Origin of the sequence: Kosakonia sp. PSU_27 (genome assembly GCF_039409795.1) — a bacterium.
Lineage (GTDB): Bacteria > Pseudomonadota > Gammaproteobacteria > Enterobacterales > Enterobacteriaceae > Kosakonia.
In genome coordinates this window covers 121,214-139,538 of the sequence record NZ_JBCIVK010000002.1, presented here as the reverse complement: position 1 = coordinate 139,538, position 18,325 = coordinate 121,214, and the positions used below count along the sequence as shown (strand labels likewise).

The following is an 18,325-nucleotide window of genomic DNA, read 5'->3' as shown; positions in this document are numbered from 1 at the left end:
CTTATTAGATCATATGCCGTTATACGTTGTTTACGCCTTGAGGAACCTGTGATGAGTGAGGCAGAAGCCCGCCCGACTAACTTTATTCGCCAGATCATTGATGAAGATCTGGCCAGTGGTAAGCACACTACCGTCCATACCCGTTTTCCGCCGGAGCCAAATGGTTATTTGCACATTGGCCACGCGAAATCGATCTGCCTGAACTTTGGTATCGCCCAGGATTACCAGGGGCAGTGCAACCTGCGTTTCGATGACACAAACCCTGCAAAAGAAGACATCGAATACGTTGAATCTATTAAGAACGACGTGCAATGGTTGGGCTTTCACTGGTCTGGCGATATCTGCTACTCCTCGGATTATTTCGACAAGCTGTACGAATACGCGATCGAGCTTATCAACAAAGGCCTGGCCTACGTTGACGAGCTCTCCGCTGATGAGATCCGCGAATATCGCGGTACATTGACGGCACCGGGTAAGAACAGCCCGTATCGCGATCGCAGCGTGGAAGAGAACCTGGCGCTGTTTGAAAAAATGCGCGCGGGTGGCTTCGAAGAGGGTAAAGCGTGCCTGCGTGCGAAGATCGATATGGCGTCGCCGTTTATCGTGATGCGCGATCCGGTGCTGTATCGCATTAAATTCGCCGAACATCACCAGACCGGTAACAAGTGGTGCATCTACCCGATGTACGACTTTACCCACTGCATCAGCGATGCGCTGGAAGGCATTACTCATTCACTGTGTACGCTGGAATTCCAGGATAACCGCCGTCTGTATGACTGGGTGCTGGATAACATCACCATTCCGGTTCACCCGCGCCAGTACGAATTTTCGCGCCTGAATCTGGAATACACTGTGATGTCCAAGCGCAAGCTGAACCTGCTGGTCACTGACAAGCATGTTGAAGGCTGGGACGATCCGCGTATGCCGACCATCTCCGGTCTGCGCCGCCGTGGTTACACCGCAGGCTCTATCCGCGAATTCTGCAAACGTATCGGTGTCACCAAACAGGACAACACCATTGAGATGGCTTCTCTGGAGTCCTGCATCCGTGAAGATCTGAATGAAAACGCTCCGCGTGCAATGGCGGTTATCGATCCGGTGAAGCTGGTTATCGAAAATTACCCGCAGGGCAGCAGCGAAATCGTTAGCATGCCGAACCATCCGAATAAGCCGGAAATGGGCACACGTGACGTGCCGTTTAGCGGTGAAATCTGGATCGATCGCGCAGATTTCCGCGAAGAAGCCAACAAACAGTACAAACGTCTGGTACTGGGTAAAGAGGTTCGTCTGCGTAACGCTTACGTCATCAAAGCAGAACGCGTGGAGAAAGATGCCGACGGCAACATCACCACTATTTTCTGTTCTTACGATGCGGACACGCTGAGCAAAGATCCGGCCGACGGTCGCAAAGTGAAAGGGGTTATTCACTGGGTGAGCGCACAGCATGCGCTGCCGGTCGAAATCCGCCTTTACGATCGTCTGTTCAGCGTCCCGAATCCGGGGGCGGCCGAAGATTTCCTGTCGACCATCAACCCGGAATCGCTGGTTATTAAGCAAGGCTACGCCGAACCGTCATTGAAAGAAGCAGAGGCGGGCAAAGCTTACCAGTTCGAACGTGAAGGTTATTTCTGCCTTGATAGCCGTCATGCAACCGCTTCCAAACCGGTGTTCAACCGTACAGTGGGTCTGCGCGATACCTGGGCGAAAATCGGCGACTGAGTAAGTCAACCAGAAACAATTGGGTTAAAGCGCCGCTTTCAGCGGCGCTTTTTTTTGCTTATCCATTAGCTTGTTACACTTTATATACATTCGCGACGCGAATTAATGTGTCTTCTCATTGATGCTTTTACTGAACAGATGGAAAGCATTTTTGTGGCTTTAAAAGTCGATTCTAATGTGTAATCGCTATCAATTAGTATTAATGTCTTTGTTTTTCCGATTTTTATTGGTTGTTTTCCTGTTTTATGTAACATGTTTCAAAACACTACGGAATATGTGCTCTTCGTCATAATCCTGTCATTTTGCCGCTGAAAAACATTGATAATTCGCGTCGCGAAAAATAGTCTTAAGTCGGTAGTGAATTCGGGGGTTTTCGTAACTACCTAAACTATTTGACCTTTTTTCGTCATCTCCGGCGATTTTTTAATACGTCTAGAAGGAATCACTCATGCGTACGTTTAGTGGCAAACGTAGTACGCTGGCGCTGGCAATCGCCGGTGTCACAGCAATGTCGGGCTGGGTTGTCTCTCCACAGGCTCATGCAGCAGGCTTTATCGATGATTCCACGCTCACCGGCGGTATCTATTACTGGCAGCGTGAACGTGACCGCAAAGATGTTCTGGAAGATAAATACAAAACCAACCTTTCCCACTCAACATGGAACGCGAACCTGGATTTCCAGTCCGGTTACGCCGCCGATATGTTTGGTCTGGATATTGCTGCCTTTACTGCCATCGAGATGGCGGAAAACGGCGACAGCGCGCATCCGAACGAAATCGCTTTCTCCTCCAGCAATAAAGCCTACAAAGAAGACTGGTCAGGTGATAAGAGCGGGGTCAGCCTGTATAAAGCCGCGGCGAAATTTAAATATGGCCCGGTATGGGCGCGCGCAGGTTACATCCAGCCAACCGGCCAGACGCTGTTAGCGCCGCACTGGAGCTTTATGCCAGGCACTTATCAGGGCGCTGAAGCCGGGGCGAATTTTGACTACGGCGATGCCGGGGCGTTGAGTTTCTCCTACATGTGGACCAACGAGTACAAATCGCCGTGGCATATCGAGATGGACAAGTTCTATCAAAACGATAAAAAGACCAAAGTTGATTACCTGCATTCGGTTGGCGCGAAATATGACTTTAAAAACGATCTCATCCTGGAAGCCGCGTTTGGTCAGGCTCAGGGGTATGTCGATCAATATTTCGCAAAAGCCAGCTACAAATTCGATATCGCAGGCAGCCCGCTGAGCACCAGTTACCAGTTCTATGGCACACGCGACAAAGTCAGTAATGGCGGCGTAAACGATATTTATGACGGCACGGCGTGGCTGCAGGCGCTGACATTTGGCTACAAAGTGGGGCAGGTCGATCTGCGTCTGGAAGGAACGTGGGTAAAAGCGGATGGCCAGCAGGGCTACTTCCTGCAACGTATGACGCCGACTTACGCTTCATCCAACGGTCGGCTGGATATCTGGTGGGATAACCGCTCTGACTTTAACGCCAACGGCGAAAAAGCGGTGTTCTTCGGTGCGATGTACGACCTGAAAAACTGGAACCTGCCGGGCTGGACGGTGGGCGCGTCTTACGCTTACGCCTGGGATGCGAAACCCGCAGATATGGCAACGCCAGATGCCTATTACGATCCGAACTACCGCCTGAAAGAGTCTTCTTACAGCCTCGATGCAATTTACACCCTGCAGGAAGGGCGTGCGAAAGGCACGATGTTCAAATTGCACTTCACCCAGTACGACAACCATTCCGACATCCCGAGCTACAGCGGCGGTTATGGCAACATCTTCCAGGATGAGCGCGATGTGAAGTTTATGGTTATCGCACCGTTTACCATTTTCTGATGAGCGCATGCCGGGTTCGGCCCGGCAAACTACAAGGAATACGTAATGAAAACAGTTCGTTTAAGTATGCTCGCCAGTGCCGTACTGGCGATGCTGGGCAGCACTGCGGCGCTGGCGAATCAGAGTACCGTGGATGCTATCAGCCAGTTTCATCTTAACTATGCGGTGAAAGATAATTTCGCCGCGCAACACGGCGTTGACTGCGCGAAACTCGGCGCCGATTGGGCTTCCTGCAACAAAGCGGTGATCACACTGACCAATAATGGCGACGCGGTAACCGACAAAGCGTGGGCCATCTATTTTCATAGCATTCGCCCGGTGCTGGAGGTAGCAAACGATCAGTTCAAAGTAACCCACATTATGGGCGACCTGCATAAGCTGGAACCGACCGACAAATTCACCGGTTTCCCGGCCAGGCAGGCGATAGAGATCCCGATTATCAATGAATACTGGCAGTTGTTTATCACCGATGTGTTGCCGCGCTGGTACGTCACCGCCGACGGCGCGACGGCGAAAGTCATTGCCAATACGGACACGGAAGATTTATCCCGCTTCGTTACACCGCTTGATAATCAGTGGAAACGCACGCCGGACGATAAAAATATCCTGATGACTGCCGAGGCGCGTTTTGAGAAAAATAGCGATGTGAAAACGCTAAACCTCGCATCGCTACGTGGTCAGATTGTGCCAACACCGCAGCACGTTAACATCCACGGGCAGGATGTCGACCTGAGTAAGGGCGTGAAGCTGGATCTCTCAGCGCTGAGTGCCGATGCACAGGATGCAGTGAAATCGCGTTTTGCATTGCTGGGGGTGAAAGAGGGCAGTTATCCGCTGCGGACTGAAATTGCCAGCAACGTCTTTAGCGGCGATGAGGCGGTTTCTGGCGCGTACCGTCTGCACATTGGCACGAAGGAAACCGTGGTGACCGGCTACGATCAGGCGGGCGTGTTCTACGGTCTGCAATCGCTGCTGTCGCTCGTTCCTGCTACGGGCGAGATGAAGATTGCCGCGCTTGAAGCGAAAGATGCGCCGCGTTTTGACTATCGCGGCATTCAGTTGGATGTCGGTCGCAACTTCCACAGCAAAGCGGCGGTGCTGCGTCTGTTGGATCAGATGTCGGCGTACAAACTCAACAAATTCCATTTCCATCTTACGGATGATGAAGGCTGGCGTATTGAGATCCCCGGCCTGCCGGAACTGACCGATATCGGCAGCAAACGTTGTCATGATTTGAGTGAGAAAACGTGCCTGTTGCCACAGCTGGGTTCCGGGCCGGACAGTAACAACAACGGCAGCGGCCACTTTAGCCGTGCGGATTACATCGAGATCCTCAAATACGCCAAAGCGCGACAGATTGAGGTGATCCCGGAAATCGATATGCCAGCTCATGCGCGTGCAGCGGTGATCGCGATGGAAGCGCGTTACGATCGCCTGATGAAAGCGGGCAAAGAGAAAGAGGCGAATCAATATCGTCTGCTGGATCCGACAGACACCTCGAACACCACCGGTGTGCAGTTCTATAACCGTACCGGCTATCTCAATCCGTGCCTTGATTCGTCGCGTAACTTTGTGGACAAAGTGATTGGCGAAATCCAGCAAATGCATAAAGAAGCCGGGCTGCCGCTGAATACCTGGCATTTTGGCGGTGACGAAGCGAAAAATATCTATCTGGGTACAGGCTATACGGATCAGAAAAAACCGGAAGCGGGCAAAGGCATTATCGATCAGAGCAATCAGGATAAGCCATGGGCGAAATCGCAAGCCTGTCAGGCGATGATCAAAGAGGGCAAAGTTGCCGATGTTGAACATCTCTCCAGCTATTTCGGCGTGGAAGTCAGCAAGCTGGTGAAAGCGCACGGCATTGATACTATGCAGGCGTGGCAGGACGGTTTGAAAGATGCCAAAGACGCGTCGGTGTTCGCCACCGATCATGTCAATGTTAACTTCTGGGATACGCTCTACTGGGGCGGTTTTGATTCGGTGAATGACTGGGCGAACAAAGGCTTCCGTGTTGTCGTCTCCAATCCTGATTATGTGTATCTCGACTTCCCGAATGAGGTCAACCCGGCGGAAAGCGGCTATTACTGGGGCACGCGTTTTAGCGATGAACGTAAGATTTTCAGCTTCGCCCCGGACAACATGCCGCAGAACGCGGAAACCTCGCTCGATCGTGATGGCAACCCGTTTAGCGCGAAGTCCGATAAACCGTGGCCTGGCGCGTATGGCCTTTCCGCGCAGCTGTGGAGCGAAGTGGTGCGCACCGATAACCAGATGGAGTACATGATCTATCCGCGTATGGTTTCGGTGGCTGAGCGCGCATGGCATCGCGCGGGCTGGGAGCAGGATTACAAAGCCGGACGTGAATACAAAGGCGGCGTGACACATCTGGTGGATGTGAAAGCGCTGGAACGTGACTGGCAACGCTTTGCGAACCTGTTAGGTCATCGCGAACTGGCGAAACTGGATAAGGCCGGGGTTCATTACCGCCTGCCAGTACCGGGCGCGCGCGTGGTCGGTGGAAAACTTGAAGCCAATACCAGCTTCCCTGGCATGGTGGTTGAGTTCTCAACCGACGGCGGCAAAAACTGGCAGCGCTACGACGATAAAGCGCGTCCGCAGGTGAGGGGGGAAGTGCAGGTGCGCACCGCCAGCCCGGACGGTAAACGCTTTAGCCGTGTCGATAGCGTAAAAGCGTAATGTGATGCAGCGATTAAACCCGGCGGCGCGAGCTTGCCGGGTTTTTTCTTTTATTGCCGATGTTGCAGGCAAAAAAAAGCCAACCGTCAGGCTGGCTTTTTAGGTTTCAAAAGCAGTTATTTCGCGTCGTGCGCGTGTTCATCTTCGCGGCAGTCACCTTCGGCGCAGTGGCCGTAAAGGTAAAGACTGTGGTTAGTCAGGCGAATGCCGTGTTTCGCGGCAATTTCACGCTGACGCGCTTCAATGGAGTCATCACTGAATTCAATCACCTTGCCGCAATCGAGGCAGATCAGGTGATCGTGGTGATGCTGCTGAGTCAGTTCAAAAACGGACTTGCCGCCTTCGAAGTTATGACGGGTCACAATCCCGGCGTCGTCGAACTGGTTTAGTACACGGTAAACCGTTGCCAGCCCGATCTCTTCGCCCATGTCGATCAGTCGTTTGTATAAATCTTCCGCACTGACATGATGGTTATCCGGTTCCTGAAGCACTTCAAGGATTTTTAACCGAGGAAGCGTGACTTTCAGGCCGGCCTTCTTTAATGCGGTATTGTTGTCAGTCATGCGGAATCTGTCCTGTTGCTATACGATTCACTTCCTTAGCGGAAGTTATAAGGAATGCACCTGGGGTAATGCGTCTCATTATAGAACTGCCATGGCTGGATGAAAACTGCAAGCCCTCAAGTAAAGTAAGCTTATAAAACGTGGTGTCGCCAGCAAAGTCCTTTGCGACGGCACCCAGTTTAGCAGGGCTCATTGTACAGCGATGGAGAAAAAAGTTAAAAATTTGTAGCAATTATTTCCATTGCTTTTATCTATTAATACGGCGTAACCCACAGATTACGCCGTAAAAAATCAGGCGTTAATGATATCGTCCAGGTGCAGCTCTTCACGAACCTGTTTTACCCATTTCTGTACGCGTTCTGAGGTCATCTCGGGTTGACGGTCTTCGTCAATCGCCAGGCCAACGAAGTGGTCGTCATCCGCGAGACCTTTAGAGGCTTCAAAATGGTAGCCCGCGGTCGGCCAGTGGCCAACAATGGTCGCGCCGCGCGGTTCGATGATATCGCGAATGGTGCCCAGCGCATCGCAGAAGTATTCCGCGTAATCTTCCTGGTCGCCACAGCCGAACAGCGCAACTAATTTACCGTTAAAGTCGATCTCTTCCAGCGTCGGGAAAAAGTCATCCCAGTCGCACTGCGCTTCACCATAGTACCAGGTGGGAATGCCGAGCAACAGAATGTCATACCCTTCGATATCTTCTTTGCTGCTCTTGGCAATGTCATGTACGTCGGCAACGTCTTTACCAAGCTGACTCTGAATCATTTTCGCGATGTTTTCGGTGTTACCGGTGTCGCTGCCGAAGAAAATGCCTGTAATTGCCATGAGTAAAATAACCTCTTGAAACTTAATGAGTATGGTGGTGGCGCTACGCCCACAGATAAGGGCAATCATAGCAGAACAGGGAAGCACGCGGAAACTGCTATCGCGTCGGACTGCACTGTATGACACATGAAAGTGTTATTTCGATGATGTTTCGGAGGATTCGCTAGCCGCGCAAAGCTTTCAGCTGCGCCAGCAGCATCTCTTCGATAAGCTCGCTGCGGCTCATATCTCGCGCTTCTGCCAGCTCGTTTAACGCATCGACGGCTTCCACGTTGAGTTTTAATTCGACACGCTTAAGCCCACGAACTTTATCGCGTTTTAGCTGATTGCGTTTATTGATGCGCAACTGTTCATCGCGCGAGAGCGGGTTTGTCTTCGGCCGTCCCGGGCGACGCTCATTCGCGAACAGATCTAGTGTCGTACGGTCCGTTTGTTCTTTAGCCATGGTCTAAACATACTACGGGAAAAACAAGCAATCGGGCGGCGCGCCCGGGCTGAATAGCGCGCCATCATACATCAGCACAACGGACACGCCAACGACCGGGCGCGTTGAAACGACCAGTCGCCGCCTTTTTAATCAATTTGTCTTTTCAGCGAGATAGCGACGGATAGCGCGCAAAACCGCATCGGGTTTCTCGGCATGTACCCAATGACCTGCACCTGCAATCACATGTGCTCGCGCCTGCGGGAACTGCGCCAGCAGCGCGTCACGGTAGGCTTCAGTGACGTAAGGGGAGTTTCCCCCGCGAACAAACAGGGCCGGTTTATGCCATGCAGGAATCGTTTCCCAGCCGACAATATGCGGGTATTGATCCCATAACACCGGCACATTGAAACGCCATGCGCCGTCGACAAAGGATTTCAGCAGGAACTGAATGACACCTTCTTCATTTATATGTTCGCGCATCAGAGCAGCGGCTTGCTGGCGAGTGGATGCCCCGGCATCGCTCACCGCATTGATGGCGGCAAAAATTTCGTCATGGCGTCGCACCTGGTAATCCACTGGTGCAATATCAATCGCCACCAGTTGATCAATACGCTCCGGCGCAAGCGCTGTTAACGCCATCACCGCTTTACCACCCATGGAGTGGCCAATAAAGGTCGCTTTATCGAGCTGATGTGCATCCAGCGTATCCAGCAGATCCTGCGCCATGGCCGGGTAGTTCATTTCTGAAGCGCGTTCTGAAAGACCGTGGTTACGCATATCCACTTGCAACACATCATGATCCTGAACCAGTTCACGGGCGAGCACGCCAAGGTTATCGAGGCTACCAAAAAGACCGTGAACAAGGACGATCGGAGAATTGTTGTGCGGATGTTGCGCAGTTTGCGCGCGCGTATTCAATTTCATGGCAAAGTTCTTTTTTTCACTCATTCGGGTTAGGTTATTATGTTGAACATTCTGCCGCCCGGCCGCAAGGTTAAGAATTACTCTTAGTTTTGCCGCCATCCTGGTTTGACGCTATCCGCTGTTGAGATTTCACTTTATAATCCCAACACTTGTATTCAGATAAGATATCGCACTGGATTAAGATGAAAACGATCGAAGTTGATGATGAGCTCTACAGTTATATTGCCAGCCACACGAAGCACATTGGCGAGAGCGCATCCGACATTTTACGGCGTATGTTAAAATTTTCCGCCGTACCTCAATCATCACAGCCTGCCGCTTCCCTCGCGCCGGTAAAAGAGACGCGTACTGTCAGCACCGTTGAAGGGAGTAAACCGACCAACACCGCCAAAGACAAAGTCCGTGCCGTTCGCGAGCTGCTTCTGTCTGATGAATATGCCGAGCAGAAAAAGGCGGTCAATCGTTTCCTGCTGGTGCTGTCTACACTCTACTTACTGGATGAAAAAGGGTTTACGGAATCCACCGAGTCTCTGCATGGGCGCACCCGCGTATACTTTGCCGCGAACGAGCAAACGCTTTTGCAAAACGGCAATCAAACCAAGCCGAAACAGGTGCCGAACACCCCTTACTGGGTCATCACTAATACCAATACGGGTCGTAAATGCAGCATGATCGAGCACATCATGCAATCAATGCAGTTCCCCGCGGAATTGATTGAAAAAGTTTGCGGCACAATTTAATCCTTGCATTGAAAGGACCAGGCAATGGCTAACCATCCGCGTGCGGGTCAACCTGCACAACAGGGCGATTTAATCAACGTCGCGCAGCTTACTGCGCAGTATTACGTGCTGAAACCGGAAGTCGGAAATTCAGAACATGCGGTGAAGTTCGGAACCTCCGGCCACCGTGGCAGCGCAGGTCGCCACAGCTTCAACGAGCAGCATATCCTTGCCATCGCTCAGGCTATCGCCGAAGAGCGTGCGAAAAACGGTATTACCGGCCCGTGCTATGTGGGTAAAGATACCCACGCGCTGTCTGAACCGGCGTTTATCTCTGTGCTGGAAGTGCTGGCAGCCAACGGTGTGGACATTATCGTGCAGGAAAATAACGGCTTCACGCCGACGCCTGCCATCTCAAACGCTATCCTGGTTCACAACAAAAACGGCGGCGCGCAGGCGGACGGTATCGTTATTACGCCGTCGCATAACCCACCGGAAGATGGTGGTATCAAATACAACCCACCCAATGGTGGCCCGGCTGATACCAACGTCACCAAAGTGGTCGAGGATCGCGCTAACGCACTGCTGGCAGATGGCCTGAAAGGCGTAAAACGCATTACGCTTGATGCCGCACTGGCGTCTGGTCATGTGACGGAAAAAGATCTGGTACAGCCGTTTATTGAAGGGCTGGCGGATATCGTCGATATGGCGGCTATCCAGAAAGCGGGCCTGAAACTGGGTGTTGATCCGCTGGGCGGCTCCGGTATCGAGTACTGGAAACGTATTGCTGAGCACTACAAGCTGGATTTGACCATTGTTAACGATCAGGTCGATCAGACGTTCCGCTTCATGCATCTCGATAAAGATGGCGTTATCCGTATGGATTGCTCCTCCGAGTGCGCCATGGCGGGCTTGCTGGCGCTGCGTGACAAGTTCGATCTGGCCTTCGCCAACGATCCGGACTACGACCGTCACGGCATTGTTACTCCGGCTGGTCTGATGAACCCGAACCACTACCTGGCGGTGGCGATCAACTACCTGTTCCAGCACCGTCCGCAGTGGGGCAAAGACGTTGCCGTTGGTAAAACGCTGGTTTCCTCGGCGATGATCGACCGCGTGGTGAATGACCTGGGTCGTAAGCTGGTGGAAGTCCCGGTCGGCTTTAAATGGTTTGTGGATGGTCTGCACGATGGCAGCTTCGGCTTCGGTGGCGAAGAGAGCGCGGGTGCTTCTTTCCTGCGTTTCGACGGCACCCCGTGGTCAACGGATAAAGACGGCATCATCATGTGCCTGCTGGCTGCGGAAATCACCGCCGTCACCGGGAAAAACCCGCAGCAGCACTACGATGAGCTGGCAGAACGTTTCGGTGCGCCGAGCTACAACCGTTTACAGGCTTCCGCCTCTTCCGCACAGAAAGCGGCACTGTCTAAGCTTTCTCCGGAAATGGTTAGCGCCAGCACCCTCGCTGGTGACCCGATTACCGCGCGTCTTACTGCGGCACCGGGCAACGGCGCATCCATTGGCGGGCTGAAAGTGATGACCGACAACGGCTGGTTCGCCGCGCGTCCGTCAGGCACCGAAGACGCCTACAAAATCTACTGTGAAAGCTTCCTCGGTGCTGAACACCGTAAGCAGATCGAAAAAGAAGCGGTAGAGATTGTCAGCGAAGTGCTGAAAAACGCATAGCTCAACATTCCCCCAGGGTAATGAAAAATCTTAATTTGTACGGGAACGTTTAGCGTTCCCGTTTTTTTGTTTTGTTTTTTAAGATGTTACCCCAGTGACTTTCCCCTCCTTTCCTGTGCTTGAGTGGCGAACTTTATTATTTTGCCATTAACTCATTTTGAATCGATCCGCAGATTTCGCGCCTCGATAAAAACGACAGGAGAATGCTTATGTTGACGATTTTTGGAAAAACCCCGTCAGTCAAAGTCCTTGATAACCGTGGACTAAATGTCCGCAATATTGCGTACTGCCGGCACCCCGACACCCCGGCAGTTACCAGCGAACGTATAGCCAGGCATGGGTTCAATGCGCGGGGCTTTTTGCAACAGAGTGCAGACCCTCGTTTATATGCTAACGGGGAGGTGAATTTTATCTACATGACCGATTTGTTAGGGCATGTACTCTGTGAGCAGAGTTCTGATGCGGGAACCACAATTGCGTTGAACGACAATGCCGGACGTATTTTTCTTTCCGTTACAAATATTGGTTTCCATGGTGAACGTGAGCGTTCACTGACCCGCTCCTGGCAGTATGAGAAAAGTACTTTGCCTGGCCGCTTGCTGAGTTTGACGGAGCAGGTAGCGGGAGATAATGCTCGAGTAATGGAACGATTTGTCTACGGTAGCAATACGCAAAGTGAGCAGGATAATAATCTCTCTGGCCAGTGTATCAGCCATTATGATCCCGTAGGCCTGGTCCAGGTGGAGGTTTTTTCACTTCATGGCGTTCCTCTATCCATTACACGCAGATTGTTGCGGGGTGCTGAAGATGCAAATACTTTTGCAGACTGGCAGGGCAGTGATGTTTCTGTCTGGAACGATTCGTTGGCGAGTGAGAATTACACCACGTTGACTACCGTTGATGCCATAGGAAGTGTCCTCGCCACCATTGATGCTGTCGGCAATGTGCAACGCATTGCGTACGATGTGGCAGGATTGGTGAAATCGTGTTGGCTGACAATCAACGGTGGTAAAGAGCAGCCCATTGTCACATCAATAACCTATTCTGCCGCAGGGCAAAAGCTCGTAGAACTACACGGTAATGGTGTGATGACGACCTGGACCTACGAAAAGGAAACTCAGCGCCTGGTTGGTATTAAAACCGAGCGTCCAACGACTCACCCTTCCGGTGCGAAAGTACTGCAAGATTTGCGTTATGAATATGATCCAGTAGGTAATGTACTGGTGGTCAGCAACGATGCAGAAGAGACACGCTTCTGGCGTAATCAAGAAATCGTGCCCAGGTGTACTTACAGCTATGACAGCCTGTATCAATTGATCAGGGCAACTGGTCGTGAAATGGCGGATGCAAGGCAACAAAGCAGTGCTCTCCCTGTATTTTCTTCCTTCGATGATGCTACTTACACTAACTACAGCCGCACATACAGTTATGATACCGGCAACAATCTGATACAGATTCAACAAAGCGCACCCGCCTCCGGCAATAGCTATACCACGACGATGACTGTCAGCAATAGTAGCAATCGGGCCGTGTTGAGGAGTCTGACAGAGGATCCTGCGCAAGTAGATACTCTTTTCACCTATCGCGGTCAGCAAACCGTTCTCTTCTCGGGTCAGCCAGTGACCTGGACCCCGCGAGGCGAACTACAGAAAGTTGTGCCAGTTGTGCGCAACAGTGGCAGCGATGACAGCGAAAGCTATCGTTACGATGCCCGCAGCCAGCGTATTATCAAAATGACTAGTCAACAGACTAGCGGCGGTTATCGGTCACAAAAGGTGATTTACCTGCCTGGTCTTGAATGGCGAACAACCACCAATGGCGGCACCGTGACGGAGAATTTACAGGTGATCACTACCAGCGTTGCCGACCAGGTACAAGTGAGGGCATTGCATTGGGAAAGTGGCTTACCAGGCGATATTAGCGCAAATGACCAACTACGCTGGAGCTATGGCAACCTGATCGGTAGCTGCCAGTTGGAGGTCGATGGGGACGGATACCTCATTAGTCAGGAAGAGTATTATCCCTTCGGCGGCACGGCGCTACTGGTGGCCCGTAATCAGACGGAAGTCAGCTACAAAACCTTACGTTATTCGAGCAAAGAGCTTGACGCCACAGGGTTGTATTATTACGGCTATCGCTATTATCAGCCGTGGGGCGGACGTTGGCTCAGTGCTGACCCAGAGGGAGGGCTAAATTTATTCTGCATGGTACATAACAATCCGTTGACGCTAAAAGATCCCGATGGGCGAGCGCCGATCTTAGCTTCCAGAAGTTTCGGGGAACTGATCGGTAATAATGAATTCGCTGCACTGGATCGATTACTTCATGTACCAGATAGCTTTATCGAATCGGAAAACAACCCGGTGATAGTGAGAGGAAATATCCAGGATGAACCCGCTTCAGAGGGGAGTGAAACCAGCTCGCGTAGTATCACTGTCAGTTGGGAACGAAAAATCCCTCATTTTCAGCCCACGCACGAATCAGAATTGGTTGAAGAAGGGGCTGCTGTTTCTGAGGCATTTGCCAAAGATCTCCATCGCTCTGTTTACACTACTTCCTATGCCGCACTCGGTATGGATATTCCATTCTCAGCGGCAGACGTTGATCAGTTTTTCTCTCCGCAAAATAAAAAAATCCTTTCTACGGTGGCTCATCAGGGGCACCTTGCAGATATTGCTATTGAGCTTTATGGCGTGAGGCGTGTTGATGATGACAACACGTTTTCGGCTAAACGTGACAGCAAACCTGAACATTTGATCGTTCATGAGGGGGATGTGTACCGCATCACCTCCAGGCAACAGTTCGAAATGAAAAATATGGATACTGAAGAATATCTGGCAGAGGGGATTTTTAGCGCGACAGTCGAACAAACGACATATCTTGACGCGACGAATTTCGATGCTTCAGGTAGCAGACTATTAACCTATCAGACGAAGGATAAACCCTCCACTCAACGGATTGTATTTAAGATGAGGTTACCTAATTCACCTCCTACAACCCCAACGAAGAAAGGCGGCCTTTTCTCCCGAATGTTTAGTCGTCAAATATCCCGATAATATTCGCACAGGCTCCTCCCGGAGCCTGTTTTTAATTACCCCAGCGCCACCATCAGCGCACCGGCGGTAATCAACGCCACACCCGCGCCAGAAATCAGAGAAACGTTCTCGCCAAACAGCACCACCGCCAGAATCACCGCAAATACCACGCTGAGCTTATCAATCGGCGCCACGCGCGACACATTCCCGGTTTTGATCGCCATAAAATAGAACAGCCACGACAGCGCACCGGCTACACCGCTTAGCACCACAAACAGCAACGCTTTTTTATCGGCGAATACCGTCGAAATCAGCGACAGCTTGCCCTGAACCACCACCACGCCAACCAGAAAAATCGCCATCACCACCGCACGGATAGCAGTGGCGGTATTGGCATCAAGATGTTGTAAACCGATTTTGCCGAAAATGGCGACCAGCGCAGCGGTCAGCGCCGACAGCAAGGCATAAATTAACCAGGCACTCATGATTCCCCTCCCAAAAAATCAGAAGGATACGCCGTCAGAGCATAAACCGGTAGCCGATACCTGTTTCCGTCAGTAAATGGCGAGGGCGCGCCGGATCGACCTCCAGCTTTTGCCGCAAATGTCCCATATAAATGCGCAGGTAATGGCTGTGTTCCACGGCGTTAGGACCCCAGACCTGGCTAAGCAGCTGGCGCTGCGTCAGGACTTTCCCGTGGTTATTGAGCAGCACTGCCAGCAGGCGAAACTCAATCGGTGTGAGATGAAGCTCTTCCTCACCGCGTTGGATGCGGCGGTTAGCCAGATCGACGCGGATATCGGAAAAAGTGACCACCGGCTCATCAGGTGTGGCTGCGGCATGGCGGCGCAGCGCGACGCGCAGGCGCGCCTGCAATTCGCCAATGCCAAACGGCTTGCTGAGATAATCGTCGGCACCCGCATCCAGCGCGGCGATCTTGTCGCTCTCTTCAGTACGCGCAGAGAGCACAATCACCGGCATGTTGCTCCACTGGCGCAGATCACGAATAAAATCGAGCCCGTCACCGTCCGGCAACCCTAAATCAAGGATCACCAGATCCGGCTTGCGGGTGGCGGCTTCAATTAACCCGCGCTGAAGTGTTTCTGCTTCATGGACGCGCAGCCCTTCGGCTTCCAGCGCGGTGCGCAGAAAACGGCGGATAGCTTGTTCATCTTCAACAATCAGAACGTTGATCACAGATCCTCAGGTAATTCATCCAGTTGCGGCGGTGTTTCCCGTGGAAGTGTAACACAAAACAGCGCGCCGCCTTGCGGACGGTTGCGGGCAGCGATAGTGCCGCCATGCACCTCAACAATCGCCTGGCAAATCGCCAGCCCCAGCCCAACGCCGGGAATGGCAGACTCTTTGGTTCCGCGGGCAAATTTATCGAAAATCGCCGCTTCCTGACCAGTGGGGATCCCCGGCCCGTTATCCCACACATCCAGCGTTAACTGGTCCGGCGTGCTGTGCGCGGTAATGCCGATTTCGGCGCGATGCCCGGCATATTTCACCGCATTTTCCAGCAGATTAATCAACACGCGCTCAAACAACGGGCCGTCAACATGCACCAGCATCAGCGGATCGGGCAGGTCGAGCGCAATATGCTGGCCGCCAAGCCCTGGCTCCAGCGTTCGCAACGCACTGCCAATCACCTCTTCGAGGGTCAGCCACTCTTTTTTCAGGTTAAAGCCGCCGGACTGGATGCGCGCCATATCCAGCAAATTGTTCACCAGCCGCGTGGTGTTCAGCACATGCTGGCGGATTTCGTTAGCTTGCGGCGCATGTGTTGAACCTTCGCTCGCCAGATCCAGTGTGAGGATCTCCGCCTGACCAAACAGCACGGTCAGCGGCGTGCGCAGATCGTGAGACAGCGCCGCCAGCAACGAGTTGCGAATGCTTTCGCGCTCGCTGGCAAGCCGCGCCTGCTCTTCGCTGGTGGCTAATGCCTGGCGCTCCAGCGCGCTGGCGACCAGCAGGGTGAAGGTTTCCAGCAGGCGCTGCTGTTCCGGGATCATTAACTGGCGCAGATTCGCCGGTTCAACAATCAACAAGCCATGGGTTTTTTGATCGCTTTTTAGCGGCAAAATTTGATACGGCACGCCGGGCAGCGTATCGGTGCCTGCACCGGCAGGCTGGCCTTTATCAAAACTCCAGCGGGCGATGGCGTCATCCCACGGCGTCATGCCGTGCGTCTGCGTCACAGCCGCCAGCTGGCCGTGGCTGTCCGGCAACAGCAGTTTGCTGCGTGCATTAAACGTGGAGTGGATAAAGGTTTCGCTGGTCGCGGCGATATCCTGATTGCTACGTCCAACCGCCAGCGCTTTTGACATCTCATACAGATGTCGGGTGCGCTGCTCCCGGTAGCGCGCCACGCGCGCTTGGTAACGAACACCGGCCGTCAGGTTGCCTATCACCAGGCCTACCGTCAGCATTACGCCAAAGGTCAGCAGGTACTGCACATCGGACACCGCCAGCGTGCCGCGCGGGGCAATGAAAAAGAGATCGAAGCTGACAACGTTAATTACCGTGGCGAACGCGGAGGGCCAGCGGCCAAAAAACAGCGCCACCAGCACCACGCCAAGCAGATAGATCATCACCAGGTTGGCGGCATCAAATGCCGTCAGCCACTGCATAGCTATCAGGGTAATGGCGGCGCAAAGCGCAAGCGCGACGAGACAGCCTTTAAGCTGCACGCGAAAGCGATCCATAAACGGGCGAATATCCCCGGCGCGGGCGGGCAGGGGAGTCGGCGCATCTTCCAGCGCGATAATCACCAGATCGAGATCCGGCGCGCGCCTGGCGAGCCTGTCGGCAAAGGATTCCCGGCTCCACCAGTGGCGTTTGTTGCGTCTGCCAATCAGAATTTTGCCGAGATTATGTTCGCGCGCGTAACGCAAAATGGCGCGGTCTTCCGCCGGATCGGAAAGGGTGGCGGTTTCTGCGCCCAGCTCCTGCGCCAGACGCAGCGAACTTAAAATCGCCCGCCGCTGCGGCTCCGGCAGTTTATGCAACGTTGGGGTTTCGACATATACCGCATGCCAGGCGCTGCCGAGCTTGGCCGCCAGGCGTGCGGCAGTGCGGATCAGCTTCTCATTGCCTGCGCCGTGGCCGACGCAAAGCAAAATCGCATCACGCGTGTGCCAGACTTTTTCTTCGCCCTGGCGGTCGCGCCAGGCGCGCATTTGGTCATCCACCCGATCGGCTGTGCGGCGCAGCGCCAGTTCGCGCAGGGCAATCAGGTTGCCTTTACGGAAGAAGTGCTCAATCGCGCGTTCCGCCTGACCGCCAATATAGACTTTGCCTTCGTGCAGACGCTGGCGCAGGTCATCCGGCGGTAAATCCACCAGCACCACTTCATCGGCGCTGTCAAAGAAGGGGTCCGGCACCGTTTCGCGCACCTGAATCCCGGTCACGCCGCTGACCACGTCGTTCAGGCTTTCGAGGTGCTGAACGTTGACGGTGGTAAAAACATCAATTCCCGCTTCCAGCAGCTCTTCGACATCCTGCCAGCGTTTCGGGTGGCGCGAGCCGGGCGCGTTACTGTGCGCCAGCTCGTCCATCAAAATAAGCGCCGGACGCCGCGCAAGGGCGGCGTCCAGATCAAACTCCTGAATTAAGCGTCCGCGATGGTGAATACGCCGGGCGGGCTGCGTTGCCAGCCCCTCCAGCAGCGCGGCGGTCTCTTTTCGACCGTGGGTTTCCACAACGCCAATCAGAATATCCAGCCCTTGCGCCCGCAGCCGCTGTGCTTCCTGCAGCATCGCAAAGGTTTTCCCCACCCCGGCGCAGGCGCCAAAAAAGACTTTTAGCTTGCCCCGGTGCGCGGTGGCGGCATGCTCCAGCAGGCGGTCGGGATTGGGGCGCAAAGGCTCATCAGTCATGCT

Annotated in this window: 13 protein-coding genes; 6 read left to right on the top strand and 7 right to left on the bottom strand. The window is 53.2% G+C overall.

What is annotated here, in order from left to right; translation table 11 throughout:
• Positions 1–51: 51 nt before the first annotated feature.
• The 3 genes from glnS to AAIG26_RS04410 all read left to right on the top strand — a co-directional run bounded on the left by glnS (position 52) and on the right by AAIG26_RS04410 (position 6,265).
• Complete coding sequence (gene glnS, locus AAIG26_RS04420; protein WP_020457030.1) at positions 52–1,719, top strand: glutamine--tRNA ligase; 1,668 nt, start codon at positions 52–54, stop codon at positions 1,717–1,719.
• 448 nt (positions 1,720–2,167) lie between these two features.
• Entirely contained in the window at positions 2,168–3,565 is a 1,398-nt protein-coding gene (gene chiP / locus AAIG26_RS04415; RefSeq protein WP_020457031.1) for a chitoporin, read from the top strand.
• 45 nt (positions 3,566–3,610) lie between these two features.
• On the top strand, positions 3,611–6,265 hold the full coding sequence (locus AAIG26_RS04410) for a beta-N-acetylhexosaminidase (protein WP_343180056.1): 2,655 nt from the start codon (positions 3,611–3,613) through the stop codon (positions 6,263–6,265).
• A gap of 116 nt (positions 6,266–6,381) precedes the next feature.
• On the opposite strand, the gene fur is transcribed toward AAIG26_RS04410, so the two are convergent.
• The 4 genes from fur to ybfF form a co-directional block, all read right to left on the bottom strand.
• Positions 6,382–6,828 (bottom strand): ferric iron uptake transcriptional regulator, encoded by a 447-nt coding sequence (fur, locus tag AAIG26_RS04405; RefSeq protein ID WP_007373881.1) that lies wholly within the window; start codon positions 6,826–6,828, stop codon positions 6,382–6,384.
• Positions 6,829–7,119: 291 nt separating this feature from the next.
• The gene (gene fldA, locus AAIG26_RS04400; RefSeq protein ID WP_170956365.1) at positions 7,120–7,650 is read right to left on the bottom strand and encodes a flavodoxin FldA; all 531 of its coding nucleotides are present in this window, start codon (positions 7,648–7,650) and stop codon (positions 7,120–7,122) included.
• Between the two features lie 163 nt (positions 7,651–7,813).
• The gene (gene ybfE / locus AAIG26_RS04395; RefSeq protein WP_017455918.1) at positions 7,814–8,095 is read right to left on the bottom strand and encodes a LexA regulated protein; all 282 of its coding nucleotides are present in this window, start codon (positions 8,093–8,095) and stop codon (positions 7,814–7,816) included.
• Between the two features lie 132 nt (positions 8,096–8,227).
• Entirely contained in the window at positions 8,228–9,001 is a 774-nt protein-coding gene (ybfF, locus tag AAIG26_RS04390) for an esterase (RefSeq protein ID WP_020457034.1), read from the bottom strand.
• Positions 9,002–9,183: 182 nt separating this feature from the next.
• On the opposite strand from ybfF, the gene seqA reads away from it, so the two are divergent.
• The 3 genes from seqA to AAIG26_RS04375 all read left to right on the top strand — a co-directional run bounded on the left by seqA (position 9,184) and on the right by AAIG26_RS04375 (position 14,462).
• Positions 9,184–9,741 carry a replication initiation negative regulator SeqA gene (gene seqA, locus AAIG26_RS04385; protein ID WP_045509016.1) on the top strand — a complete coding sequence of 186 codons (558 nt, stop codon included), beginning with the start codon at positions 9,184–9,186 and terminating at the stop codon, positions 9,739–9,741.
• Between the two features lie 24 nt (positions 9,742–9,765).
• On the top strand, positions 9,766–11,406 hold the full coding sequence (gene pgm, locus AAIG26_RS04380) for a phosphoglucomutase (alpha-D-glucose-1,6-bisphosphate-dependent) (RefSeq protein ID WP_086871560.1): 1,641 nt from the start codon (positions 9,766–9,768) through the stop codon (positions 11,404–11,406).
• Positions 11,407–11,609: 203 nt separating this feature from the next.
• Complete coding sequence (locus AAIG26_RS04375; protein WP_343180055.1) at positions 11,610–14,462, top strand: RHS repeat domain-containing protein; 2,853 nt, start codon at positions 11,610–11,612, stop codon at positions 14,460–14,462.
• A gap of 35 nt (positions 14,463–14,497) precedes the next feature.
• On the opposite strand, the gene AAIG26_RS04370 is transcribed toward AAIG26_RS04375, so the two are convergent.
• The 3 genes from AAIG26_RS04370 to kdpD are packed head-to-tail and all read right to left on the bottom strand — an operon-like array spanning position 14,498 to position 18,322.
• Positions 14,498–14,926: an EamA family transporter gene (locus tag AAIG26_RS04370; protein WP_343180054.1), complete on the bottom strand. Its 429-nt coding sequence runs from the start codon at positions 14,924–14,926 to the stop codon at positions 14,498–14,500.
• 34 nt (positions 14,927–14,960) lie between these two features.
• Positions 14,961–15,638 carry a two-component system response regulator KdpE gene (gene kdpE / locus AAIG26_RS04365; protein ID WP_020457039.1) on the bottom strand — a complete coding sequence of 226 codons (678 nt, stop codon included), beginning with the start codon at positions 15,636–15,638 and terminating at the stop codon, positions 14,961–14,963.
• Positions 15,635–18,322 (bottom strand): two-component system sensor histidine kinase KdpD, encoded by a 2,688-nt coding sequence (kdpD, locus tag AAIG26_RS04360; protein WP_343180053.1) that lies wholly within the window; start codon positions 18,320–18,322, stop codon positions 15,635–15,637. The genes kdpE and kdpD overlap by 4 nt, the downstream gene beginning before the upstream one ends.
• Between the last annotated feature and the right edge of the window lie 3 nt (positions 18,323–18,325).